The organism is Hyphomicrobium sp. DY-1, from assembly GCF_047497105.1.
Taxonomy (GTDB): Bacteria; Pseudomonadota; Alphaproteobacteria; order Rhizobiales; family Hyphomicrobiaceae; genus Hyphomicrobium_B.
This window is the reverse complement of record NZ_CP134870.1, coordinates 888,517-912,834: the sequence shown is the minus strand read 5'-3', so window position 1 is coordinate 912,834 and position 24,318 is coordinate 888,517. Positions and strand designations below refer to the sequence as shown.

Sequence of the window (24,318 nt, the reverse complement as noted above, 5' to 3'; positions counted from 1 at the left end):
TGTGGAAAGGGAGATCTCCGAGAGGCTCACTCGTGACGCACACGCGATCGAATACCCCCGCGAACATGGCTTCGTCATGCTTGTTGTGTTGTGGGTTCTGACTTCGGCAGTCATCCTTGTTTCGTCCTTCAACGGCGCCGTCCGCGGCAGCACTGCCTCCGTCGTCTCGGAAGTCGGTTGGACGAAGTCGGAAGCTCTTGTTGACGCCGGTGTCGAAGTCGCGGCCGCGCATCTCATCGACCAGAATGATAATCGGCGCTGGCCAGGAGATGGCGTAAAACACTCCATAAAATTCGCGGGAGCCGAATTATCGATTTCAGCCACAGATGCGAATGGGTTCATCGACCTCAACAAGAGCGACGAAAAGCTGCTTCTGTCCTTCTTCCAGAAATTTACGCGCTCTGCGATCAAAGCCCAGAAAATAACCGACGTCGTGATGAAAGCTCGCGAAGCTGCTACCGGCACCGGCAAGCAAAGCCAAACAGACGCTGCTTCAAACGCCCCGCTGGATACGTTTTCTGCTCGGGCGGCGTTCATCGATGTCTGGGAGCTTGGGCGAACGAAAGGAATACCAGTCGACCTATTCAACCGGGTTGTCCCCTATCTCACCGTCTACAGCAGGGACGGAACCATCGACCCCATTGCGGCGCCGAACGCAGTGTTGGAAGCGATACCGGATCTTAGTCGCGCCGATATCGAAAAGCTAAAATACGCCAGCAAATCGGCCCTCGAAGACGTCGCGCAAAATGCTAAAGCCTATGTGACGGATCAGAGTGGCCCGGCTTATCTCGTAACGGTGAGCGCCCATCGGCCCAACGACAGCTATGGCATCAACCGGACCTTCGTAATCGCGACGGGTGTAGATCCGTCGGCACCCTATCGGATGCTCGCGAAATCGCCCATGGTCAGTGTGCCCGCGGAGAAAACGCAATGACGCGCGATCCGAACAGTCAAGGCCGCGTTCGCCGCCTTTACATATGGTGGCTGCGCGAATTGAGCAGCGTCATCACGCGTCGACCGACAGGCGAGCGTCCATGGCGTACGATGCTTTTTCATACCGTTGGAGGCCTGCAGATCTTCACTAAAGGCGAAGGTCCCATAGTGTGTCTCGCGACACTGGCGAAGGACGCGGGGCCAGACGAAATTGCCAACGTGAGGCGAATTTTGATCGGCAAGTCTTCGCAAGAGTCAAAGCAGATCTTGCTCCGATTATCGCCGACGGAGGTTGTTCAGAGAACCATACGCGTTCCCGAAGCCGCGGTCGATTTGATGAATTCCATCGTGGAAAACAAGATCGAAACAATCGTCGCCTGGCCGCAGGAGAAGACGTACTACGGCTATCGCGTCTTGGGTCCTAACGCACTCTCCTCCGACCAAATCGATACGGAAATCGTCGCGACGACGCGGCAAATCGTCGACAGTGCGCTGGAGCGTGCGCGCGAGATCGGCCTTTTTCCGCGCGCAGTTGACTTTGCGCCGTCGCCGGAGGCTGCATCGATCATCGAACTGCTGCGGCTCGAACCTGACCCAATCAGCAGAACGGCCGGCCGATTGAATTTGGCGCTTGGTGCCCTCGTCGTCTCCAGCTTGGCGATCTGCGCATTCGGCGTCTATCAGCTTTGGAATCGCGAAGCGCAATATGGCGAACTCGATAGCCAGATCGCCGCCGTCATGACACGCGTCGCCGAGGTCAAGCGGCTCAACGAAGAGAACACAAAAATCAAAGACGAGCGCGAGCGCCTCGCCAAGCGTAAAATTGATCATCGACCCGTCATGGAACTGATCGAGGCACTTAGTCGTGCGCTGCCGGATACCGCTTATCTCGATGAATTCGAAATCCACGACAATGAAGCGCGCATCGTCGGAAAATCACCTGATCCGACGGGGCTCATCAGTACACTTGAAAGCACTCCCGAATTTGAAGACGTGCGATTTTCCGCCCCCACGACACGAGATGACGGCGAAAAGCTCGGAACATTTTCGATCGTCGGAAAGGTACAAAGCGAAGGAACTCCGGAGAAGAACCAGTGAAATCCTATGGAGCCTACGTATCCGTCGCAATATTTCTGGTCGTGGTCCTGACTCTGGGCGGCGTTGCAGTAGCGCCCTTTATGCGCGTTGCAGCGCTCGAAAGCACGATTGCGGATAAACAGGAGTTACTCCCACAACTGCGTGCGCAGGTCGCCCACGAGGATAAGCTCCGCAAAGAGCATGCAGATCTCGCAGCCCTCGGACAAGATAAGAGCCTCCTGCTCGAAGGCGACAAGACAGGCGTGGCTGGTGCGAACCTGCAAAGTCTCGTCAATTCGCTCGTGACTGCAAACAGTGGAACAGCCTCGAGCATTCAGATCTTGCCGCCCAAGGAGGACGGCAATCTCATGCAAATCTCCGTCAGCATTTCGATCAACGTTGGGATCGACGGTCTGCGCGACATCATTCATACTCTCGAAACGGGAACGCCCCTCATCTTCATAGACGACATTACGGTCAGAGCGATTCACGACGACTTTCGGCCCCCAGAGCCCCACTATCTAGGGCCCCTCGATGTAACCTTGCAGGTTAGCGGCTTTGCTGCACAAAGCGGAGCGTCCTGATATGGCTAAGTATCGTCCCCTTCTGCTCATTATTGTGTGCTTAGCGTTGGGCGCCCTCGTATGGCTCGATAACCGTGACACCATATTATCGATGTGGAATTCCGCAGCACCCCGCCCTTCAAGCGCGACTGCACAAATCACCCTCCTCGACAACGCGAAGTTAGAGGGAGATGCGGCGCCCGAACAAAAGCGGACGACGGAAGTCTCTCTTCTTACGGGAAATCCCTTGGCCGCGTTCGACAAAGCGTCGCTTGAAAACTGGGTGAAGAGGCCGCTCTTTGCGCCAAGTCGGCGACGGCCACCCCCGCAAGAAGCTAAATCGAAAATTGCGCCGCCGCAGCCGCCACCCGACTACCAACTGCTGGGAGTATTGCTGAACCCCGAAAGAACAGTTGCACTGCTCCGCAGCGAAGATACGGGAGCGGATTTTCACGTTCAGGTCGGCGACATGCTCAAGGGATGGCTTGTAGCCTCGGTGGAGCGGGATGCGGTTACACTTAAACGCGATGATGAGACGTCTCAGGTCATCCGCTTCAAGAAGGCTTGCGCGGACTCCGGCGACGCGGCGTGCCCTTAGTCTTTCGCCGCATTGGAAAAAGAAGGAAGCTCAAGGCATCGCCGGCGACGCGGCGGGAGGCGGTGGGCTTTTCGTATCCTTCGAGTGGTCCGAGACGGCGATCAAAATTTTCTCTACGCCCGTTACGTTCCTTTTAGATCGGACAATCATATAATTTTGATTGCGCAGCAACCGCGCAAGTATGTCCGGCAGACTGCCTTGAAACGTCACCGAGATTGGATCATCAGAGTCGATGTCGGTATTACCGGCCACCACGACACCGTATTTGTCGTGTAATGCTTGCAGTACCTCTCCCACCGTCGCTTTATCGACTTGCAATTTGATGCGTTGCGACGGGTTATCGCTCTCAATCGTTACACCCTCAGCACGAAGTTCCGATTGGCCAAGAACGAGCGCAAGCGCAAAAAGGAATGCTCGGGCCGCAAATTTTCCGCCAAGTGAAGTACCACGCGTCATCGCCGGAAATCCAAAGCTCGAATGAGCTAGGCCATCCTCGAACTAATAGCATCCTGCATCAAGCATGCATTTGTCGAAGCGCCAATTATCGAAGCCCCACCGCTCGTATGACCAGGGTTCCCATCCCTTCCCCATTAGCAAATCGCATCGGTACATCACTTTCATGCAACGGTGATAATCTCTGCATATTCCTTCATGGCGATGCCAATGATAGATCCCCAAACGAGGATCCCAACCAAACATTCGTCGGCAATGGAAGCCATGCGCTAGCTGAATCATAGATTCTTTGTGGGCGAAATTGCTATATCTCGGTGGGTTCAGCGCTGCGGCCGGTTCGCTCAGTAGGAGCGCCGTCAGTAACCCGCAACAGAACCACTTCATAGACGGAAGCTGGTGTCCCGATTTCCGCAAAGTTGCCCCCATCCGAATAAAGCACATGAGCCGCGACAAGAGACGCGAAAGAACTATAAAACCATTTTTAGCGAAACCGCCCCGAAGAAATTATGGGCAATGTGATTGAAATCGCGGTCGTCACTTGCATGCCACGGTCTCCCCTCTTCGCGCGGCTTCCATGGCTATCGACCCCAAGCTCTCTCCTGATTACGCACCATAGTCAGCCATCTTGAGCCACCAGTATGGAGCGGGTTTTGCGGCAACTGCGGCGCGGGCGAGGGCGGGGATCATGGCGGCGAGATCGAAGCGGTGGTTGAAGCGCCATTCGAACTCGGCGAGGTAGCGCACGATGTGCTTCTTGCGCAGCGCGCGGTAGGTGCCGGTGATGGCGCTCTTGATGTTGCCGAGCATCGTGTTGACCCACTTGAAGGCGGGATGGCGGGGGGCCTTGCGGCCTGAGCCCGTCGCGATCGCGATATGGACGCAGCCGGCGTCAGCGACGCCGCGGAAGCAGGCGAGCCCGTCGGTGAGGACCGTCGCGCCCGGCGCGATGATGCGCTTCGCAAGGCTCTTCACACGTCGGCGCTTGAAGCGGGCGATGCGGGAGAGCTTGATCCGGTGCGGCCGGCCTTTCTCATCGGTTTGAACCGCCGCGACGATCGGCTTCTTGCCGGGGCTACCGCGACCCGTTTTGGCGCCGCCGCGCTCTCCGCCGAGATAGGCGTCGTCCATCTCGATGCGTCCGTCGAGCTTGTCCTCTCGCTGGCGATCCGCATCACCTCGGCGAGCTTGGTCTTGATTTTCCAGGCCGTCGTCTGCGTCGTGCCAAGGCGGCGGCCAAGCTCGATCGAGGAGATGCCCTGCTTGGTCTGCGTGATGAGGTACATGGCGCGGAACCAGGTCGTCAGCGGTACCTTGGTGGAATTGAAGATCGTGCCCGCCGTCAACGACGTCTGTCGCCGGCACGCGTTGCACTGGTAGAGCTTGCGCGGCCCAACGATACAGTGATCGGTTCCGCCGCATGCCGGGCAGACGAAACCGCCCAGCCACCGCCACCCGGCAATCGCCGCCCGGCAAAGGTACGCGATTGCGTCGGAAACCGCCTGGACTTCTGCCGGAAAGCACGCATTGGTGTCATGACTGGCTCGCGGCTCAACGACCGCGTTCAGCAGTAGGGCTCGCCTCGCGACTTGCGGGGCTTTGGGTGGTGCGAGCGTCAACTCCGACGCCGCGATCCACCGGAGCCCAACACCATGCCCACAATACCACATTTAAATTCATCGAACTCAAAGCGTTCGCGAGCCACCACCCGTGCAGCCGTTGAAAGACCGGCGCAATCTAAAAAGCCAACATCTCGCCCGTCAGTTAAGGAACTGCCGAAAGACGAGCCACATCGTACCGGCGTCACGAAGCACGGACGGCTTCTTACTCTTCTCGGCCAGCCACATGGTGCCAGCATCGAAGAGATGATGCAGGCGACGGATTGGCAGCAGCACAGCGTGCGCGGATTTCTGGCAGGAACCGTCAAAAGGAAGCTTGGCCTCGACCTGACATCATCCAAGACCGATGGCGAAGTCAGGCGTTATCGGATCGTGACGCGTCGAGGCCGTTAACATGGCCAAAGCCGTCCTCGATATTGCAGTTGAGATTGCGCGGCTTGAGAGTCTCGCAATCGACGAGCTGCGCGAAGAATGGCGGCGTCTACACCAGACGCCGCCACCAAAGCGATTAAGTCGCGATATTCTGCTGCGAGGGGCCACCTACAAGCTGCAGGAGAACGCATTCGGGGGCTTGTCGAAAGCGGCACTTCGCAAACTTCAGGGCTCGATTGCTGGTGGCTTATCGTCTGCCGAAAAATGCCGCCCGCGCGTTTCGTTCAAGCCTGGCACCCGGCTCGTGCGCGAATGGCACGGCGTGACGCACACGGTTGTCATCCTGACCGACGGTGTCGAGTGGCGTGGCCAGCGGTATGGGTCGCTGTCAGTCGTCGCACGGGAAATAACCGGTGCGCACTGGTCAGGGCCAAGATTCTTCGGCTTGAAAACGGGGGCAGCGCTCGAATGAACCGGATTGCCTGCGCCATCTACACCCGCAAGTCGTCCGACGAAGGGCTTGAGAAAGAGTTCAACTCGCTGGACGCACAGCGCGAGGCGTGTGAGGCGTTCATCTTGAGCCAGAAGCACGCCGGTTGGGTAGCCGTCCGCGATCTCTACGACGACGGAGGTTTATCAGGTGGCACGCTCGAGCGGCCGGCACTACAGCGGCTGCTGACTGATATTACGGCTGGTAAGGTGCAGATCGTGGTCGTCTATAAGGTCGACCGGTTGACGCGCTCGCTCGCCGACTTCGCCAAGATCGTCGACGTGTTGGATGCACACGACGCCTCGTTCGTGTCCGTGACGCAGTCGTTCAACACGACGACGTCGATGGGCCGGCTGACACTCAATATGCTGCTCTCATTTGCGCAGTTCGAGCGCGAAATCGCGGGCGAGCGCATCCGTGACAAGATTGCGGCATCCAAGGCCAAAGGGATGTGGATGGGGGGCACCGTGCCGCTCGGCTATGACGTCAAGCATCGCAAGCTGGTCGTGAATGCGGCCGAGGCTGAAACGGTGCGCCTGATCTTCAGACGTTATGCCGAACTCGGTTCCGTCACGGTCTTACAAGCAGAACTGGACAGCCAAGGTCTTCGCAGCAAGCGCCGGGAGGGGGCCGGCGAGCGGCTGGCTGGTGGCCGGCCGTTCTCGCGCGGGATCCTGTACTTGATTTTGCAGAACCGGCTCTATCGCGGCGAGGTTGAGCACAAGGGCAATGTCTATCCCGGTCAGCACGAGGCGATCGTGGAGCAAGAGGTTTGGACACTCGTTCAGGAGAAGCTCGCCTCCAGCCGTCGGGAGCACAAACTCGCCATCGGTGCCGAAGCACCAAGCCTCCTGTCGGGTCTCATCTTCGATAGCGATGGTAACCGGATGACGCCGACGCACGCCAATAAGCGCGGCCGGCGGTACCGCTACTATATCTCCGCCTCGCTTCTTGACCGCACAAAGCCTGGACCGAACCCCATGCGCGTGCCAGCAAGTGAGGTTGATGGACTGGTCGTCGAACGCCTGCGGAGGCTGATGGCATCGCGCCAGAAAATTGCGGACACGCTCGCGTCGCTGGGCCTCAAAGCGCGGGAACTCGAAGCTGCACTGGAGCGGGCCGATGCGCTCGGCAAGAAATGGCTAATGTTGCCGCCGGAAGAGCTGCGAAAGTTGACGCGAAGCGTCGTCGCCCAGGTGATGCTTTCTCTTGAGAAGATTGAAGTCACGATCGGAGTGAAGCAACTCGCTGTTGCACTTGGCTCGCCGGTCAAGTCCGAAAACGATACGGGACTCACAATCGTGTTGTCGATTCCCGCCGAGCTGCGCCGATCTGGTCAAGGCAAGCGCCTTGTCATTGGCGAGCCGTACATGCAAATTGGTGACGCCAGCTTGGTTGCGTTCCTGAAGGAAGCGTTTGCCGCCCGGCAGGCGCTTTTGGCGGATACGAGCGAGACGCTGAACGAGATCACAGCACGCACGACGAAGAGCAAGGGGCGACTGACGGCGCTCATGCGCGTCTCCTATCTTGCGCCCGACATTGTCAGCGACATTCTGGCAGGACGTCAGCCGCCTGAACTCAGCGTCAAGCGGCTGGTGCGCACGTCGCAAAACTTGCCTCGCGATTGGGGCGGCCAGCGCGCCTTTCTAGGCATGGGCTGACGAAATCAGCGCGCACCGTTCGCGAACAGTTCCGAATCCGCCCGCCCCGGCAGCCGCCATTTGAGACGTTTGCCCAGAAGTCGTCGGAGATCGCCGAAATTTGCGTCTCTGATAGGTTGTGATGCGATCACGTCGCGGCTAACGCGCGGAACTTGCGGGCTCTTTCGTCCGCACACAGAAATAAAAAATATTATTGTATTTCAATAAGTTAGCTGGCTGAGCGAGCAGAATTCGAACCTGAGCAGGCAACAGCATCGTCGGCGAAAACCACCTCTGTATGCAAGAGCGGACATTTTTGGCCTCGAGCAGAAGCTTTTCTATGGACCAGAAGCGGAACTCCCAGCCCTACGGGCTTCTTGCTGCACGATGACTGCTCTGTCCCAGAAGCGGCCGACGGCACTTGGAATGGTTGGTAGCAGCGGCGTCTCCTCGGATAGGTCCACTATCCGGCGATGAGCGGACATCGAAGGCACAGTAAGAGTGCTAATGACCGATGAGAACCGGGCCCTTGCATGAGATGAGCTTCGGACGGAACGCGGAGTGGTGGACCCCGGCGAACAATCCGTAACGGCGAAAGCGAGATCTTCAACGTGAATGCTCAGTTTGTATTCTGTGGAGAATTGCGTCCATGCGCACTTGCCACTCAACATCGAATATTTGGCACGCCACAATGGCGCATGCGATTGATACATGCAGCAAGGGGCGCAGCGAGTTCATACTGCGCGCGTGAACGGATGGCACGCACGGGTCGGACGCCGAAAGGACATTGGCTTTGGACCAAGAAAGAAGACGATATCGTCAGGGCGCTTTATCCGGACTACAAGGCTCTCCGCCGGAAGTTGCGCAGACGAACCTACCCTGCAGTTAAAAATCGCGCCCGAACACTCAACGTCGTCAAGCGACGGCGCATGTGGCTTGCTAGCGAAGTCTCGCGGCTTAGACGCCTGTATCCGAGAGCGACGCAGGAAGAACTCATGCAAGCTTTCCCCGGGATGACTTGGAGAAGGATCGCTTACAAGGCCCGGCATGTCGGCATACGCCGGGCGCGACGCAAGCTCGCGACCACCGGCCATCCGTTGATAGACACAATTAGGGACCGCGCGCAAAACCTCAATCTCTCGATGGTAGATATCGATGAGATCGCGGGAACTAAGCGCTATTTTCAGAAGGCGGCTTGGTGCAACGGGAACTTCAACCGCAAGGCCGTACTCCGCGCGGTCGAAGCCTTGGGTGGCGAGGTTTCCGTTCATTGGGATCGAGATGGCCACTTGCTGCAAGCCGTTGGATGACGCTTGCAATATTGGCGCGCAGATCGCCATGGCGTTTCGTGCGCCAAGGGAACTCGGTAGGGCGGGGCCAGTCGATGCGGTCCACTAACCATTTATACTCGCACAAAGCGACTGGAGCGCTAGAATAGGAAATTCACTCGCAACGTCCCATAAGCGGCAGTCGGCCTGATGTTTGAGGGGTTGGCATTCCAGTCTATGGGAATGTCGGTTATTGAAAGAAAAGCAGAAACACCTTTGGTCTGGCTAGTGGGGTGCGGCGAGAAACCGAGAACCGCGAAACGAGGGATTGGACGTTGAGTGGTGGCGTCAGTCCGACGGCCGATAATATGTCGTGGCAACTCCATGAAACTAGTTTTGCGATTTCTTCTGTTCACCACCCTTTCCCATGTCTAGGCACCGCCAGCCGACAAAGCATAATGGAATTATGCCTCGTCGATTCACCTGGGAGCGCGGCCCCTTCGAACAATGCCCGCAATGTATGCAGCGGACGTTCGGCATATTATCGGCCGGTGGGCAAGGCCTGACCATGCGCTGCACCGACTGCCGATATTCTTACGTCGACGGCCTGCCCGTGGTCGACAAGCGCGTTCTTTACCTGGATCAGAATGCCTTCAGCGTGCTGTTCGCCGTTTCCTCAGGCGGCAGACTCCCGAAAGGGCATGAGGAATTCGCTCGGGAAATGCATCGGCTATTGCAACGCGTCGTCCTACTCCAGCAAGCCATCCTTCCGCACTCCGACATCCACCGGGACGAAACCACGGTCTTCCGTGACGCCAGCGCCCTACGGCGGGCATATGAAATGATCGGCGGAGATATTTCGCTCACCGACACGCACTCGGTCGAGCAGCGTCAGATTGCGGAATACGCCAGCGCCTTCATCGCACAGCGCGAGCCGGCGCTGAATTTTGACGTCGACGAGGTGCTTGAAGATGAGCGCAATGATTGGCTGCGCGATATGCATATCACCGTCGACATGCACTATGGACAGTTTGCCGACGAACTGCGGGCCTCGCGCGACCGCGGGCACGAGGCGATGATGCGCCTCGTGGAAATATGGGCAGCGGAGCGTCCGACCTTTGACGCCGTGCTTCAACATGAACTGAAAGCCTTCGCGTCCGTCCGAAAATCGGGGCTCGTCGACGCCGTGAATGCAGTGATTGCCACGGCCGGAAGCGATGATCCGATGGCATTCTCCAATGCCAGTCAGAACAACTTTCTTTTGGAACAAACGACGCTCCGGCACGCATTTCTTGAAGCCGGATATAGTGAGCGTGATGCTGGGCGAGAGGTCATTCGATTCTGGGAATGGGAACGCAACAAGGATATTCCCCACCACCGCATATCTTCCTATCTCTTCGCGGGCATGGCACGTCGTGTCGTGGGTGGGCAGCGTCGTGTCACTCGTGGCTTTATGAATGACGTCCGCGCAATATCGACTTATGCGCCCTACGTGGACGCGATGTTCATCGACCGCGAATGTGCCGATTTGCTTCGGGAAGGTAGGCTTCGCGATGAGCTTCAATATAAGGCGAAGATTTTCTCTTTCGCTGATCCCCAAGCCTTCCTAAAATATTTGCAGGAGATCGAGGAGCAAGCGTCGACCGACGTCCGATCATTCGTCTCAAGAATTTATGGTCTAGACCGATGAGCGAGGCGCCGTTACGCGACCTAACGCCGGAGTTGCTCGCTCTCGTTCGACAGCATGATGCTTGGTGGGAGAGATGGGCCGGCGATAAGGATCAAGCCGACAAGCCACCTGAGCCCGTTTTTCACTACACAAGTTGGGACGGCTTTCTCGGAATAATGAAAAGCCAGAGCTTTTGGCTGCACAGCATATTCGGGATGAACGATGAGACGGAAATGGACTACGGGTCTAGTATCGCTCGCAATATTCTAATCGGCAAGAACGTCGCCGCCCACATGGCGGATGATGAAATGCTGAAAGTATTTCTAGGTCCCCTGCTTGCACCGGATCACTTGAAGCACATCAAAGAAGTGTTTGATTTTTACTCAATCAGTTTCGGTGAACGCGACGACCCCGGTCAGTGGGACACATATGGCGATAAGCATCGCGGCGTTGCCATTGGACTGGCCCCGGCACTATTCGCGAACATCAATGCAAGAGACCTTGCCCCGGAAGACAAGGTTTATGTCGCAAAGGTTTTATATGGCCCACTGGCATGCGCAGAGCGTCACCATGCGGCCATCGACGTCACCTTCGATCTTTTAGAGATCGCACGCCAGCGCGGCCTCGTAACGGCGAACGCCGCCGGTTTAGCGTTCACGAAGGCCATGGCGACACACATGGCCGTGCCGATCATATGGAACAGCATCACAACCAAATCGCTCGACTGGGAGCATGAACGCGAATTGCGGATGCTAGCCGTCAATGATTTGACGAATCCCCATCTCCCCATTCACCACCGCGATGATGGGCGATCCTATGTGATTGTGCCGATGCCCCTTCTTGAAACGGGGATGGTTGCGGAAATCGTCGTGGGCGCGAATGCCCATGTCGATGCCGAAGCCGAAGTGGAACACTTATTGCGCAGCGTCGGCATGCATGCAGTTCCGCTTATACGTCGCGCTTGAACGGCGCGCCGATCTTGATTTCGATATGGCAAGCATATGCCGCGCGGCCCGTGCAGGCGAGGCGCCCGGAGATGCCGATAATTCGCATTAAGACGATACAGCATCGCTCTGACTGGCTTCCGTGCTTTGAAGGCGCCCGAAATCTGCAGTGCCATCTGTTTGAATGACATACCGAAACGTCAGAGAATCTTGGGATGCGTCCCTAGTATCGTCCTGAATATCGACGATTTGAATTGCGGCATAAAAGCCATTTGAGTTTCGCAGGATCGCGATTTCGCCAACAGCAGGTGATCGCGATCGCGATGTAAAATCGAACGCCGATGCATCGGATATAGCGGCAATTTCACCCGCTCCCTTGGCAATCGCTACACCGTCGATGGACGGCGGATCGTTGTAGAGATGAATGCGCTCGTTGCTGGCCTTGGACCATTTCGTCTCAAACGTGAACGGTCCTGAACCAATCAAAAAACCGCCATTATAAGCGCTGTAGTCGAACGTCACTTCGCCGACAGTGGCATGTGCGGCGGGCGGAGCAATATCCGATGCCTTCGCCGACCCGGCGCCGATTCCAAGTTTCTCGCATATTTTCACGGTCAGGGCGGCAGGGCTGAAGTCTGCCGCTCGCAGGTATTGCAGCGTGTCGGGAATGCCGGGGAGCGGAGTATCGTCAAAACGAACGGGCAGCAGATATTCATCGTCTGCGCTGATGGCTCTGCTGAGGGCCGAGCGGCGCTCATGCCTCGTCCATTTCTTGGCGACATAGGCCTCCGAAATGAACATGACGGCATGCCGAGCATCTTTCGTGAAGACCTTGTGGAAGTATTCTACACCGTCCTTGCCCCACAAATTTGTGGCTTCGAATTCGTCGTAGAAGACGGCCACGCCTCTAGCGACGAGATGGCGTGCAACTTCTCGAACATAGGCTCGTTGCTCCCCCGCGAACGAGAGCGCCACTTGGTAGGCGCGCGGTGCAGCAGATGCAGTTGCGTCCGCCTTCACTGCGGGTGGCATTGCTTCGGGGGCAGGTGGAAATAGGGCGGCCTTCAGCGCCTCGGCCTGCTTGACGATCGCCTGATCGCTCACATCCTCCCAGTTTCCGGAGTCGTGCTCTGCAGGGAAATTGATCCCATCACCGCGCAGGATACGGTCCTTTTCGATTGCAGCCCGACGCAGCTTGCCAACGAAGCTCATCAACGCGCCCGCACATTCGTCGATCGCCTGAATCGCGACTGCGGGAGAATAATTCCTCACGGCTTCTTCGACCCAAGTGAACTGCTCGATGACCTCTTTTTTCGTGCCGCGAACGATTGCCCACCAATAGACATTGCGCGGTGATCCCGAGAACTTGATTCCGCCGTAGTGTGCCTGTCGGCCGTCAAACGTATCGATGTCGGCCGATGACCCAGCCCCGATGTGATGCCACTTGAAAAACCACTGGTTGTGAAACCAGAGGTATCTCTCGTCCAGGCGCATATGCAGGCGGGTTGCTGTAGGTGTCATGGCTGGATTTCTATTAGACTAGACGCGAATGTCGCAAGCGTTGCCCTGAGTGACGGAGGTTCCGCCCACAACTCACTGGGCGACAAGCTTGCCAACAAGGGGGTTATTCCTTCAGCGTGAACGGTTTTGGCGCGTGTTCAACGCATTCTCTATCCCGCGCTTGAAGCGATCTTCCGCGCCGGGTCCGTCTTCAACTTTCTCAGGTTTTTTTGCCATGTCCAAGTCTTACAGGCTCCGCAACACGAACTATGAGTTTACTCCGACCGACGGTCCCGTAGATAACGCAGAGCCGTCTCCAGGAGATAAGCTATCGAGAAAAATGGCTTGGTGGGGTAAGGTTGCCCTGAATCAGGATTGTAACGACTGGTAGGACGTAGCCATCAGCTTCACGGAACAGTATACCGATGCCCTCCTCCATTGGGAACGGCGGGTTAACTTTTGGGCTGGTGTCCAGCACGCAGAGGATGCCTATCCTCTTGCCGTTGCCAACCGCGTACGACGTTGTTTGCTTGATGAACTTCTTGCAATCCTCGAGCGCAAGAGTACGATTTGTCTCCACCTTGAGTTCGATGGGTACACCCTGAAACATTAAGTCGCCGATGCCGCCCGCTGAGCGTGGGTGCTCTTGCAAGGCCGAGCCAATGCTCGGGTCATTTCGAAGCGCCTTGCGCACTTCGATCTGAAATTGCCCCTCTGACCAAACACCGGGAAACACGTTGTCTTGTACGGCTTGACCGACGTGTTTTGCTAAGTTCACTAAGAGTTTAAGGCAGATAGCTCTTTCGTCCTGCGAAACAGTGGGCCAACGTCGCAGCTCATCTCGAATGCGCAGGATACGTTGGTCGATATTTGCGTAGCCTGTTTGGGGATTGCGCTGCCAGTCAACGCTCTCAAGCCTGAGCGTTCTTTGCCCAACAACCTCGACCGGCTGCTCGACGCTTAGCGGTTGAAACTCGGCGCCATACTTGAACTCTAACGGTCGGGAAAAAAATGACTGTGGGACGGAAAAGACAGCCCGCTCTCGAACTGAAAACGTGAACGGCGGATCACCGGACGGCGCAGAAACTTTGAAAGTTGGCAGTTGGTAGAGAGTCGCGGACTCGACGCTCAAGGGAGTCAGCACGAGGCGTTCTGCCTTCTCGGGCCAACGAGATATGCGAATGTGAAGCTCGAGGTCATGGGTCACGTTGGGTGCCATATGCTGGATGTCGGCTACGGGACGGCCATCAATGGTGAACTCAACGAATGCGACCGCGAGCTTCGGCTTTTCTTTGCCTACGCTACGATGATCCCCATCAAAAATCGGTCGCTCTTTGGGGTGGCTGGCAAAGATACCCAGGGGAAGCGGTTGTTTCGCCAGCTTGCTGAGAACAGCCTTGCCGTCGTCAGACGTCGACACGCTCGAAACATTCGCCGCAATCTCGCCAAGCGCAAGTAGGTGTTCCCGGCCAGCGTACTCCTTGAGCCAAATTGATGCCTTCTCTTTGGCCGCGCGCAAGAATCTGTCCGCGTCGCTTGTGGCGGCCACCACAGCCGCATGCCACTCAGCTATGCATGTGCCTATGCTTACGAGGTCGGCGAAGCCAGCATAGATGGAGGCCGCGGGACCTTCTCCAAATGCTTTGGCCGTATCACGCATACGCTCCGCCGCGAGTCGCAATCGCGCTGGATCGACAGCTTGCGCGGCTTCGGCGACCGATCGAAGTGCCTCTACGGCATCAATTCTTGTGGAGAAAGCCTCGCATAGGATCTCGTCGCTGCTTATTCGTCTCGTAGTCAGTTTCACGTTCCTTTCGCACCTTTCTCCATCGTTGAGCGAGAGTGTCAAGTTCTTCGGTCTTGTTATTGGCAATGACGGCTTCGTATTCAGCCGCCAGCATCCTGAGCTCAGCCGAAAGCTTAAGCTGCTTATTTGCGGTCGTGTCCTCGATCCCTTCGTAGGCAGCACGAGCCACGTGCGCAGCTTCAGCCCACGCACCGGCAAGAGACAGCAGCTCAATTGCGAAGATGGCCAGGCTGTAGGACCTGGACGCTTCCCGCAATCCGAAGTTTTTGATCTCGTCGAGACTAGTCTTCACAACGTCGAAGGGAATATTGATGAAAAGTTCCAGCAACTCGTTGGTGCGGTTACTTCCAATCTCCCTGTCGTCGAGCAGCTTGATCAGAAGCTGCGGATATTTGACATGCGATAACAAGCGCCGAGCCCAATAGTGAATGTCTCGCGAAATGACGGACGATTCCAAGCCTAGCAGAATTGACATGACCGTGTCGCCCAGCCGCCCTTGCAAATCCTCGGGCTTTCTGCAGCGGTCGCAGTAGAGCTCTAGGCATTGGAGCAAGAAACGGTCGTCCGAACGACTCTTGTTGTAGACATTCACAAGGTCGGCCAAGGCCCGCGCCTGTTCCCTCTCCAAATCCGTCGGCAAAAAGAACCGCTCCAAGGCATGTAAGGCCGCCTTGTGAACAATGACGTACGGGTCGCTCAGCAACGGTAGGAAGGCTTGGAAGACCAAGTCCGGCAGGTCTTTGGTTCGCCTGCCGGAAAGCTCGCCGATTGCGGTCGCCGCATAAGAGCGCAAGAGCTGTGAACCGCTGACCATTGCGCCATAGAGGTCAGGGAGAATGGCGCTCAGCTTTTCTGCGCTGCGGGCGATTTCTGGTAGATTGCCAATGATAACCCCAACCAATTCCACCCTGGTCTCGGGCTGGGCACGCAAGAAGACAACAACCTTCTCAATGTCCTCAAGCCCGGCTGATCCGGCAGCCTGACAAGCCCATCTAATGCAGGTATCTCGGAGATACGTCAGACCAGACCGACGATGCCAACGATCCATGGCAACGAGTTGGGCTGGACGTGGATCTTGAAGTAAGGTCGGCTCCTCTAGCTTGTTGAGTTTGTCGTCAAGTATCGCAGCCGTGCCTAGCAAACTGTCGATCTCTCGAATGGCCAAGGGCTTGAGGTCGTACAAATCGCGACTGAATGCACTTTGTAGCGAGTCGAGTGCCTCCTCGCCCTCAATTTCCGTAGCGGCCCAGATGAGGCGCCGGAAGGCTATCTCGTGGGCCTCTTTTGGAGTGACATTGCCGTTGGTAAACCTAAGATCGCGAAGCGCCCATTCGTATATCTCGAGAGCCGCCGCCCTCCCTTCATCGTCTGCGCCAAGCAAGTAGCTTTGAATCAGAGCATCGACGTCCTTGGGACTATGCAGGAAGGCATCAACGATGGCGTTGCGTATGATCGCGGCTTTCTCGAAGTCGTGATCGTCCAGGCCTTCGAGCAGGTATTTCGCGCGGATAATCTTGGCAATCAACGTGCTGGCGAACTTGACCGAAAACGCTGGATTGGCGCCTCCGATACTGATGATGACTCTAGCCGCTTCCTCGACATCGTCCGCTGAATGAGAATCGAGCATTTTGAGAATGCCGCGCTGTACGGCATCAGGATGGTGTTCGTAGATTCTAAGAAGCGGGCCCGGGCGCTTTTCCCGGCGCATTCCGCCAATCATCATGTACTCACGCGGATACGCGTGGTTGGTCAGGGCGGACAATGCGGGTTCGACGAATCCGCTATCAACCGCTTGGGCATGCTTCTCAGCTAATTCCGCAGCAATCTCCCTGCCGTCGTAACGAGCCAGGGATTTGAGCGCGGCATTTCCAACAACAGAAGGCTGTGCGCCGAGAATGTCCAGCACAGGCAGCCCAGCTGCAGCGCGATGGCCGCCCACGTCGATCAAGCTCAACAAATGCTGCTGAACTTCTGGGCTAAAGTGCTCCGGCGCGAGTCGGGCGGTCTCCATTATTGCTGCAACCTTGTCGTCACTGGGATTGTGGTCGAGTTCAGCAAGCTGATCCAGAATAGCCGCTTGCACGACCGTCAATTTTGCCCTGATGAGACGTCGATCCGCGTCTCGCTTAGCCAGTTCCGCAAGTCGATCGGATTCATACCTCGCATTACGTAGTTGCTGCTCGGCATTTTCTTTATCGCGCGTAACGACCAATTCACTGATGTTGGGAAAGCGAACCGCCGCACGATGCTTGCAGTCGACGCAGTTGCGATCGTAAAAATCGACGGCTGCCTCGCCGAGATCCCACATAGACATGCCATCAGCTGGCGCATGGGGACATTCAATCGAGTGGTGGCCAATTGGCAGGCCGGTCTCCATTTCGATCAAGCCAGTTCCGCCAAACTTCTTGACCTTGGCATGCCGGCACCAGTTGTTGATCAACATGAGCGCGCGCTGGTTCTTCTGACCAGCAGCAATACTCTCATTGATCAACTTGTGGGTGTTTCTCACGGCCTCTCCTTGCGCCTTGTGCACACCAAGCGAGCTAGAGCATGTTCCCACTGCGACTTGAGTCGGGCAACCGGAGTGCCGGGCCGAGAAGCGGAAAAACTGGAACGCAAAAATCTTATAAATTCAGTTCATTAGCGTGCATTCAGCTTGCCGAGGCACGTTTTTAACGGGCACTTCGCGCCAGTGCGAGTTTATCAAGAACAACACGAAGAGCGGCAGTGGTGGTATCCGAGGGCTCGAGCGGGGCGTTGCGGCATCCGTGATGGGTTCCACCGCTGGCCCGCAGGTCCCGTGCAGCTATGTCCGATTACTGAGGTGCTGCGGCCATCTCGCTACACCAGCGTGGGCCTCGGATCGTCGACGCCGCGAATGTCTGCAAACTCGGGAGGGTGTGTGAAAACGCGCCCAAATGTAGCGAAGCACTGTACGATTCTCGCTAGCTAAGCGGGAGGACTGAATGGGGCGGTTCATCGAGGGCGCGGACCGCGCGCAGGCAACGCTTCTTCCTGAAGCGATCGACGACTATGTTGGCGAACACAACCCAGTTCGCGTCGTGGATGCCTTTGTCGACGCGCTCGATCTGGCGGGGCTCGGCTTCGACGGCGTCATCCCCGAGGACACCGGTCGCCCGAGCTATCACCCGGCGACGCTCCTGAAGATCTATGTCTACGGCTACCTCAACCAAGTTCAATCGTCGCGCGGGCTGGAGCGCGAGTGTCATCGGAACCTCGAGTTGATCTGGCTGACAGGGCGCCTGGCGCCGGACTTCAAGACAATTGCCGACTTCCGCCGTTGCAACGGGATGGCCATCCGTAAGGTATGCCAGCAGTTCGTTGCCCTTTGCCGCGGCCTGGATCTCCTGGACGCCAGCATCGTCGCGATCGACGGCAGTAAGTTCAAAGCTGTCAACGCGAAGACGAAGAGCTTCACGCGCGAAAAGCTGCAACGGCGACTTGGCGAGATTGACGCCGCCATCGCGAGGTATCTGGTTGAACTCGACCGTGCCGACGAGGTGTTGAGCAAGACCGGCATGTCAGTACCGGAGGCTCGGCTCGGCCGCGCGATCAAGAAACTGGCCCACTGCCGGCGCGAGGCCAATACCCTGAAAGCGATAGAGCAGCGCATGGACCGCAGCGGAGAGACGCAGGTCTCGCTGACCGATCCCGATGCCCGCGCCATGGCGACTACGAGCCGGAAGCCCCGCGTTGTTGGCTACAATGTGCAAACTGCCGTCGAGGCGAAGCATCACCTGATTGTCGCGCATGAGGTGACGAACCTTGGCTACGATCGCGATGCCCTGGCGATGATGGCGCGCGCGGCGCGGGAGGAGATGTCCAGAGACGATATCGAGGCGGTTGCCGACAAGGGCTATTACAAAGGCGAGGAGATCGTCGCATGCGAGGAGGCCGGCATTCCGGTCACCGTGCCCAAGCCGCACACCTCCAACGCAGCTGCCCATGGTCGCTTCGATCGCGCCGACTTCACCTACATCGTCGGCGAGGATGCCTATGTCTGCCCGGCCGGAGCGCGGCTGACGTACCGCTTCACGAACACCGAAGCTGGTAAGACGCTGCACTCATATTGGACCGATGCGTGTGGAAGCTGCGCTATCAAAGGCCGGTGCACCACCAGCAAGCAACGTCGCGTTCGTCGCTGGAAGCACGAGGACATCCTCGAACGCGTCCAGCAGCGGCTCGACGATGATCCCGACAAAATGCCTTTGCGTTGCCAGACCGTCGAGCACCCGTTCGGGACGATCAAAGCGTGGATGGGCGCCACCCACTTCAAGATGAAGACGCTGAAGCACGTCGCCACCGAGATGGCACTGCACGTTCTGGCCTACAATCTGAAGCGGGTGATAGCGATCCTCGGCGTGCCAAAGCTGCTCGGGGCGATCTGAGGCGCAGCGGGATAGGCCCCTGGTTGCGCCAGAATCCATCCGTGCCTGCTCGTTCTCACACAGCCTCTCGGCAAAGCGGATAGGTCAGGTGGCTGATCGCTCGGTGACTGCGCGTCGGCGCAGGTCGGCTTGCGCGATCGCCGGCGGCTGGTAGGCTGCTCCGTTCACCGCAATATCCTCGCCCGGCGGGGCGATCTGATCGATCCGATTGAGAATTTCATCGTCGAGGCGCAACGCGGCACCTGCGAGCAGATCGTCGAACTGCTGCATCGTGCGCGGTCCAAGAATGGCCGACGTGACATCGGAATGTGCCATCACGAAAGCCATCGCCATGTGGGTAAGGGAAACCCCGGATTCTCCCGCAAGCTGGATAAGCCGCTCGACTGCGTCGAGACTGCGCTCATCGGACATCTGCTTCGGGAACACTTTTGCGCGCAGGCTGTCGGGCATCGGCTGCCCCTTGCGGTAACGTGCCGTGAGCAGGCCCTTCGACAAGGGGCTCCAGACCATCACGCCCATGCCGTAACGCCGGCAGGTCGGCAGCATGTCCCGCTCAATACCGCGATCGAGGATCGAGTAAGGCGGCTGCTCGGTGCGGAAGCGGGCAAGCCCGCGCCGTTCCGCCACCCACTGCGCTTCCACGATCTCGGAGACGGGGAAGGTCGACGACCCGATCGCGCGCACTTTGCCGGCGCGCATCAGATCAGTGAGCGCGGAGAGTGTTTCCTCGATGTCGGTGTCGGGGGAAGGCCGATGGATCTGGTAGAGGTCGATGTAATCCGTCTGCAATCGGCTGAGCGAGTCTTCTACCGCGCGGATGATCCAACGCCGCGAGTTGCCTTGCATGTTCGGGTCGTCTCCCATCGCCCCATGCACTTTGGTGGCAAGCACGATCTTGTCGCGCCGTCCCTTCAGCGCCTTGCCGACGATCTCTTCGGACGCACCCGCGCTGTAGCGGTCTGCAGTGTCGATGAAGTTGATGCCGGCATCGAGCGCCTTGTGGACAATGCTGATGCATTCGTCGTGATCGGGATTGCCGATCCCTCCGAACATCATGGCACCCAGGCAATAGGGACTGACCTTGATGCCGGTTCGTCCCAACGAGCGATACTGCATTGCCGGTTCCTTGCTCCAATGTGGCCAACTCAACTGTGTCGCGCTATAGAGAGACGAAGCGGAACAGAATTCCGTTTATATGGAACAATGTTCCGTTTAGCAAGAGGCATACGTGAAGGACAAGCCGGCGCATCCCGACGAGGGCTCGGAGCCTTCAAAGCGCGCGGATGCACGGCGCAACACCGACGCGTTGCTGCAAGCCGCCAAGGAAGTATTTGCAACGTCTGGAGTAGACGCACCGGTTCGGGAGATTGTGGAGAAGGCCGGTGTCGGCCTTGGTACTCTTTACCGGCACTTCCCGCAGCGATCAGATCTGATCGTCGCAATCATGCGACGTGAGATCGACGCCTGCGCAGAGGCCGCGCAAACTTTGTCTACCAAACACAAGCCGGGCGAAGCATTGGCTCGTTGGATGCAGCGTTACGTCGATTTCGTTGCGACCAAGCGGGGCCTCGCGAGCGCACTTCACTCGGGCGATCCGGCCTACCAGCCGCTGAGGGGTTATTTCGACCAGCATCTCAAGCCCGCGCTTCGCGCGCTGTTGAAAGATGCAATCGCAGCAGGCGAGATCCGCGCGGGAGAAGAACCAGACGATCTGTTGCGTGCGGTCCCGAGCTTGTGCATGTCCGCTGAGGGAAGGGAAGGCCTTGCGCGCGCTCGAAGAATGGTTGCCCTCCTCGTCGATGGATTACGCTACGGTGCGTCTTGAGCGGGCTCGTCGTCATAAAATTATGGAACTTCCGCTGAGGGTCAAAAGCGCCGTTTCGCGTCCAGCCGTTTGAAGTCCGCTTGTTATCCGTAACCGTACATCGCAATTTTTAACTGAGCGTCTGAATTCGTGCATTTGCAGCGACAACAGGCCTCGACTTCTGCCGCAAAGGACGCATTGGTGGTGTGACAAGAGGCGGTTAGCTAGCTGCCGATTTTTTCAGGGCTTCGCCCCGCGGAATGCGGGGCTTTGGGTGGTGGAAGCGCCGATTGGGCGCGTCCTTAAACCCAGGAGCCAGATATGACTTCAGCTGAGACCATTTCTTCCGCGCAGCCCCCGAAAGCCGCATCTCGGAATAAAACCGCCAAAGCAAAACCTACGGCCAGACAGCCATCATCAGCGCGGACCGCACGTAAAGCCGATCTCAGCGACGGTTCGCACACGACGCGGGTCACAAAGCACGATCGCGTCCTGACGCTGCTGAACCGACGTGAAGGCGCGACGATTCCGGAAATGATGGAAGCAACCGACTGGCAGCAACACAGCGTTCGCGGCTTCCTCGCCGGAACGGTCAAAAAGAAGCTTGGCTTTACGTTGACGTCGAAGAAGCTCGAGGGCGAGCTTCGCCGCTATCGCATCGAGACCAAGCGTGGTCGCTGACGTGAACAGCACATCACTTGACATCGCTGCTGAGCTGTCGCGTCTCGAAGGCCTCACCAACTTCGAACTGCGAAGCGAATGGCGGCGGCTGCATGGAATGCAGCCGCCGAAAAGCCTCTCTCGCGATCTCCTGCTTCGCGGCATCACCTACAAAATCCAGGAGAGGGCGTTCGGCGGCCTCTCCAAATCTGTCCTTCGCAGGTTAAGTGGTGCGGCGCCGGAGGTGCCCGAGGGCACTACCCGCAAAGCGCTTCCTGCCACTGTGAAGCCGGGCACACGACTTGTTCGCGAGTGGAATGGGCAGACCCATACCGTCCTCGTCCACGCGGACGGCGTCGAGTGGCGCGGCAAGCGGTATCGGTCGCTCTCGGTCGTCGCGCGGGAGATTACCGGCGCGCACTGGTCCGGCCCGCGCTTCTTTGGTCTGGACGCGCGTTCCAAATGAAGCGGCTAAATTGCGCCATCTACACTCGCAAGTCCTCTGATGAGGGCCTTGAAAAGGAGTTCAACTCGCTCGACGCACAGCGAGAGGCGTGCGCTGCCTTCATCCTGAGCCAGAAGCATGCTGGCTGGGCGTGCCTTCCCGACCTCTACGACGACGGAGGTCTTTCGGGCGGCACGATGGATCGGCCGGCACTCCAACGGCTGCTGGGCGACATCCAAGCGGGCAAAGTTCAAATCGTGGTCGTCTACAAGGTCGACCGGCTGACGCGGTCGCTCGCTGACTTTGCCAAGATCGTCGACGTGTTCGACGCGCACGGCGCCTCGTTCGTCTCGGTCACGCAGCAATTCAATACGACAACGTCGATGGGGCGCTTGACGCTTAACATGCTGCTCTCATTCGCGCAGTTCGAGCGTGAGATTGCCGGCGAGCGCATTCGCGACAAGATTGCGGCATCCAAGGCCAAAGGTATGTGGATGGGCGGCAATGTTCCGCTGGGATACGACATCAAGGATCGCAAGCTGATCGTGAACGAGGTTGAAGCCGAAACCGTCCGCATGATCTTCCGGCGTTATGCGGAGCTCGGATCGGTCAGGGCGCTCGGACACGAACTTGATCGGCTTGGTGTCGTCAGCAAGCGCCGCGAAGGTGCCGGTGGTGTTTTGGCGGGTGGAAACCGATTCTCACGGGGTGCTCTCTATACGCTTCTACAAAACCACCTCTATCGCGGCGAAATCGCTCATCAGGGCAACATCTATCCCGGACGGCATGAGCCAATCATCGACGCTCAGCTTTGGCAAGTCGTTCAAGAGAAGCTGTCTGGTAACCGACAAGCCCGGGCGCTTGGCGCGACTGCCGACGAGCCCAGCCTGTTGGCTGGACTGATCGTGGACGGCAGCGGTGGGCGCATGACGCCGACGCATGCCGTCAAGAAGGGCCGCCGCTATCGGTATTACGTCTCGACGTCGCTGATCACGGGCGCCCGATCGGATCACACCAAGGGCTGGCGCATTCCAGCGGGCGACATCGAATGTCTGGTTTTTGATCGCCTTCGCGCATTCTTTGCTTCTGCGTCGGATGTTGGGGAAGCGTTGTCATGCTTCGAGCTTGACGCATCGAGACTTCGTTTGGCGCTTTCGAAGGCGATGCAACTCACTGACGGTTGGGCGGCACTCCCTTCGGTCGGGATTCGGGAACTCGTCAGATCCGTTGTCGGGAATGTCGAGATCCACGATGAAAAGATCATCGTGTCGCTCAAGCGAAAGGAGATGGCATCTGTCCTGCTGGGTGACACTTTCAGTCTGTCAACGATCAAGGGGCCTGAAACATTCGAGCTGCACATCGGTGCGAAGCTGCGCCGTGCAGGGAAGGGGATCCGGTTGGTTGTTGGCGGCGGGGTCGCCGAGACACCGGACGGGCAGATGGCTGCGTTGATGCGCGACGCGCACGCAACACGTGAGGCGCTGATGACGGGGCGGGACATAACCATCGACGCAATGGCGCATCGGCTTGGCATCAAGCGGGATTATCTGTCGATGCACATGCGTTTGACTTATCTCGCGCCGGACATAGTGCGCGCGTTTATATCAGGACGATATCCACCCGAGCTGACACCGGCCCGCCTTCTTTCTCTTTGCAAAGACCTACCGCATGACTGGCAGCTTCAGCGCGCAGTTCTCGGGTTTGAGACGCATTCGCGCGCCGGTGACGCCTAAAAACGATGCGACTCTGACCGGCCGAAAAATGCCGACAGAGATAAATGGCGCTTGAGGCCCGAAAACGTCTCCAGAGACGAGGCCAGCTGGACGAGAACCCAAAACTGTAGTCGACAAGTGCCGGATTTGGCGACGAAATTCCGCCTACGGAAATCATAAAATATGCAGCGATTTCAATGACTTAGTCGCTGGCTGGGCAACCAGGATTCGAACCAGAGCATGCAGAGTCAGATTCTTCCTAACCTAACCCACGGAAATAACGAGAGAAAATTCAGAGGACTTTCGTTTCTCTGCACTGAGACGCAGAGATTCGGCATTTCAGACTCCCTGCCTACGG

22 protein-coding genes and 1 pseudogene are annotated in these 24,318 nt (G+C 57.7%); 15 read left to right on the top strand and 8 right to left on the bottom strand.

Features of this window, described 5'->3' with window-relative positions; translation table 11 throughout:
- The first annotated feature begins 1 nt into the window (after position 1).
- The 4 genes from RLW41_RS04415 to RLW41_RS04400 all read left to right on the top strand — a co-directional run bounded on the left by RLW41_RS04415 (position 2) and on the right by RLW41_RS04400 (position 3,171).
- Positions 2-934, top strand: a complete 933-nt coding sequence (locus RLW41_RS04415; protein WP_414463654.1) for a hypothetical protein — start codon at positions 2-4, stop codon at positions 932-934.
- Complete coding sequence (locus tag RLW41_RS04410; RefSeq protein WP_414463653.1) at positions 931-2,031, top strand: PilN domain-containing protein; 1,101 nt, start codon at positions 931-933, stop codon at positions 2,029-2,031. The genes RLW41_RS04415 and RLW41_RS04410 overlap by 4 nt, the downstream gene beginning before the upstream one ends.
- Positions 2,028-2,594 (top strand): type II secretion system protein GspM, encoded by a 567-nt coding sequence (gene gspM / locus RLW41_RS04405; RefSeq protein WP_414463652.1) that lies wholly within the window; start codon positions 2,028-2,030, stop codon positions 2,592-2,594. Before RLW41_RS04410 ends, gspM begins: the two co-directional genes overlap by 4 nt.
- Before the next feature lie 226 nt (positions 2,595-2,820).
- Complete coding sequence (locus RLW41_RS04400; RefSeq protein WP_414463651.1) at positions 2,821-3,171, top strand: hypothetical protein; 351 nt, start codon at positions 2,821-2,823, stop codon at positions 3,169-3,171.
- A gap of 30 nt (positions 3,172-3,201) precedes the next feature.
- Here the strand turns inward: RLW41_RS04400 and RLW41_RS04395 are convergent, their stop codons facing one another.
- The 4 genes and pseudogenes from RLW41_RS04395 to RLW41_RS04380 all read right to left on the bottom strand — a co-directional run bounded on the left by RLW41_RS04395 (position 3,202) and on the right by RLW41_RS04380 (position 5,516).
- Entirely contained in the window at positions 3,202-3,627 is a 426-nt protein-coding gene (locus RLW41_RS04395; RefSeq protein WP_414463650.1) for a hypothetical protein, read from the bottom strand.
- Positions 3,628-4,227: 600 nt separating this feature from the next.
- Positions 4,228-4,995 (bottom strand): IS1595 family transposase, encoded by a 768-nt coding sequence (locus RLW41_RS04390; RefSeq protein ID WP_414463649.1) that lies wholly within the window; start codon positions 4,993-4,995, stop codon positions 4,228-4,230.
- Between the two features lie 35 nt (positions 4,996-5,030).
- A pseudogene (locus RLW41_RS04385) lies at positions 5,031-5,291 on the bottom strand (hypothetical protein); the annotation flags it as partial.
- Positions 5,292-5,381: 90 nt separating this feature from the next.
- A complete protein-coding gene (locus RLW41_RS04380) occupies positions 5,382-5,516 on the bottom strand; it encodes a hypothetical protein (RefSeq protein WP_414464673.1) in 135 nt (44 codons plus the stop codon).
- On the opposite strand from RLW41_RS04380, the gene RLW41_RS04375 reads away from it, so the two are divergent.
- The 6 genes from RLW41_RS04375 to RLW41_RS04350 all read left to right on the top strand — a co-directional run bounded on the left by RLW41_RS04375 (position 5,478) and on the right by RLW41_RS04350 (position 11,644).
- Positions 5,478-5,633 carry a DUF3489 domain-containing protein gene (locus RLW41_RS04375; RefSeq protein ID WP_414464663.1) on the top strand — a complete coding sequence of 52 codons (156 nt, stop codon included), beginning with the start codon at positions 5,478-5,480 and terminating at the stop codon, positions 5,631-5,633. The two genes, RLW41_RS04380 and RLW41_RS04375, sit on opposite strands and share 39 nt — an antisense overlap.
- Before the next feature lies 1 nt (position 5,634).
- On the top strand, positions 5,635-6,084 hold the full coding sequence (locus RLW41_RS04370) for a DUF2924 domain-containing protein (RefSeq protein WP_414463648.1): 450 nt from the start codon (positions 5,635-5,637) through the stop codon (positions 6,082-6,084).
- Entirely contained in the window at positions 6,081-7,763 is a 1,683-nt protein-coding gene (locus RLW41_RS04365) for a recombinase family protein (protein WP_414463647.1), read from the top strand. The genes RLW41_RS04370 and RLW41_RS04365 overlap by 4 nt, the downstream gene beginning before the upstream one ends.
- A gap of 734 nt (positions 7,764-8,497) precedes the next feature.
- A complete protein-coding gene (locus RLW41_RS04360) occupies positions 8,498-9,052 on the top strand; it encodes a hypothetical protein (protein ID WP_414463646.1) in 555 nt (184 codons plus the stop codon).
- Positions 9,053-9,530: 478 nt separating this feature from the next.
- Complete coding sequence (locus RLW41_RS04355) at positions 9,531-10,700, top strand: hypothetical protein (RefSeq protein ID WP_414463645.1); 1,170 nt, start codon at positions 9,531-9,533, stop codon at positions 10,698-10,700.
- A 155-nt stretch (positions 10,701-10,855) separates the two neighbouring features.
- A complete protein-coding gene (locus RLW41_RS04350) occupies positions 10,856-11,644 on the top strand; it encodes a DUF2971 domain-containing protein (RefSeq protein ID WP_414463644.1) in 789 nt (262 codons plus the stop codon).
- A gap of 87 nt (positions 11,645-11,731) precedes the next feature.
- Here RLW41_RS04350 and RLW41_RS04345 read toward each other — a convergent pair whose 3' ends face one another.
- From RLW41_RS04345 to RLW41_RS04335, 3 genes are all read right to left on the bottom strand, one after another.
- Positions 11,732-13,144 (bottom strand): TIR domain-containing protein, encoded by a 1,413-nt coding sequence (locus RLW41_RS04345; protein ID WP_414463643.1) that lies wholly within the window; start codon positions 13,142-13,144, stop codon positions 11,732-11,734.
- A 307-nt stretch (positions 13,145-13,451) separates the two neighbouring features.
- Complete coding sequence (locus RLW41_RS04340) at positions 13,452-14,783, bottom strand: hypothetical protein (RefSeq protein ID WP_414463642.1); 1,332 nt, start codon at positions 14,781-14,783, stop codon at positions 13,452-13,454.
- 79 nt (positions 14,784-14,862) lie between these two features.
- Positions 14,863-17,439, bottom strand: a complete 2,577-nt coding sequence (locus tag RLW41_RS04335) for a hypothetical protein (protein WP_414463641.1) — start codon at positions 17,437-17,439, stop codon at positions 14,863-14,865.
- Positions 17,440-17,896: 457 nt separating this feature from the next.
- On the opposite strand from RLW41_RS04335, the gene RLW41_RS04330 reads away from it, so the two are divergent.
- Positions 17,897-19,339, top strand: a complete 1,443-nt coding sequence (locus RLW41_RS04330; RefSeq protein ID WP_414463640.1) for an IS1182 family transposase — start codon at positions 17,897-17,899, stop codon at positions 19,337-19,339.
- 84 nt (positions 19,340-19,423) lie between these two features.
- Here RLW41_RS04330 and RLW41_RS04325 read toward each other — a convergent pair whose 3' ends face one another.
- A complete protein-coding gene (locus tag RLW41_RS04325) occupies positions 19,424-20,455 on the bottom strand; it encodes an aldo/keto reductase (protein ID WP_414463639.1) in 1,032 nt (343 codons plus the stop codon).
- A 112-nt stretch (positions 20,456-20,567) separates the two neighbouring features.
- Between RLW41_RS04325 and RLW41_RS04320 the strand changes: the two genes are divergently transcribed.
- The 4 genes from RLW41_RS04320 (at position 20,568) to RLW41_RS04305 (ending at position 23,981) form a co-directional block, all read left to right on the top strand.
- Positions 20,568-21,164 carry a TetR/AcrR family transcriptional regulator gene (locus tag RLW41_RS04320; RefSeq protein ID WP_414463638.1) on the top strand — a complete coding sequence of 199 codons (597 nt, stop codon included), beginning with the start codon at positions 20,568-20,570 and terminating at the stop codon, positions 21,162-21,164.
- Between the two features lie 300 nt (positions 21,165-21,464).
- Positions 21,465-21,824 (top strand): DUF3489 domain-containing protein, encoded by a 360-nt coding sequence (locus RLW41_RS04315; RefSeq protein WP_414463637.1) that lies wholly within the window; start codon positions 21,465-21,467, stop codon positions 21,822-21,824.
- Positions 21,814-22,269: a DUF2924 domain-containing protein gene (locus RLW41_RS04310; protein WP_414463636.1), complete on the top strand. Its 456-nt coding sequence runs from the start codon at positions 21,814-21,816 to the stop codon at positions 22,267-22,269. Before RLW41_RS04315 ends, RLW41_RS04310 begins: the two co-directional genes overlap by 11 nt.
- Positions 22,266-23,981: a recombinase family protein gene (locus RLW41_RS04305; protein WP_414463635.1), complete on the top strand. Its 1,716-nt coding sequence runs from the start codon at positions 22,266-22,268 to the stop codon at positions 23,979-23,981. Before RLW41_RS04310 ends, RLW41_RS04305 begins: the two co-directional genes overlap by 4 nt.
- The last annotated feature ends 337 nt before the right edge of the window (positions 23,982-24,318 follow it).

Bases quoted from the DNA above. Each gene is read 5' to 3' on its own strand.
- RLW41_RS04410 (WP_414463653.1), top strand. From the start codon at position 931: ATGACGCGCGATCCGAACAGTCAAGGCCGCGTTCGCCGCCTTTACATA.
- RLW41_RS04395 (WP_414463650.1), bottom strand. From the start codon at position 3,627: ATGACGCGTGGTACTTCACTTGGCGGAAAATTTGCGGCCCGAGCATTC.
- RLW41_RS04370 (WP_414463648.1), top strand. From the start codon at position 5,635: ATGGCCAAAGCCGTCCTCGATATTGCAGTTGAGATTGCGCGGCTTGAG.
- RLW41_RS04365 (WP_414463647.1), top strand. From the start codon at position 6,081: ATGAACCGGATTGCCTGCGCCATCTACACCCGCAAGTCGTCCGACGAA.
- RLW41_RS04360 (WP_414463646.1), top strand. From the start codon at position 8,498: ATGGCACGCACGGGTCGGACGCCGAAAGGACATTGGCTTTGGACCAAG.
- RLW41_RS04355 (WP_414463645.1), top strand. From the start codon at position 9,531: ATGCAGCGGACGTTCGGCATATTATCGGCCGGTGGGCAAGGCCTGACC.
- RLW41_RS04350 (WP_414463644.1), top strand. From the start codon at position 10,856: ATGAAAAGCCAGAGCTTTTGGCTGCACAGCATATTCGGGATGAACGAT.
- RLW41_RS04345 (WP_414463643.1), bottom strand. From the start codon at position 13,144: ATGACACCTACAGCAACCCGCCTGCATATGCGCCTGGACGAGAGATAC.
- RLW41_RS04340 (WP_414463642.1), bottom strand. From the start codon at position 14,783: ATGCGTGATACGGCCAAAGCATTTGGAGAAGGTCCCGCGGCCTCCATC.
- RLW41_RS04330 (WP_414463640.1), top strand. From the start codon at position 17,897: ATGGGGCGGTTCATCGAGGGCGCGGACCGCGCGCAGGCAACGCTTCTT.
- RLW41_RS04325 (WP_414463639.1), bottom strand. From the start codon at position 20,455: ATGCAGTATCGCTCGTTGGGACGAACCGGCATCAAGGTCAGTCCCTAT.
- RLW41_RS04315 (WP_414463637.1), top strand. From the start codon at position 21,465: ATGACTTCAGCTGAGACCATTTCTTCCGCGCAGCCCCCGAAAGCCGCA.
- RLW41_RS04305 (WP_414463635.1), top strand. From the start codon at position 22,266: ATGAAGCGGCTAAATTGCGCCATCTACACTCGCAAGTCCTCTGATGAG.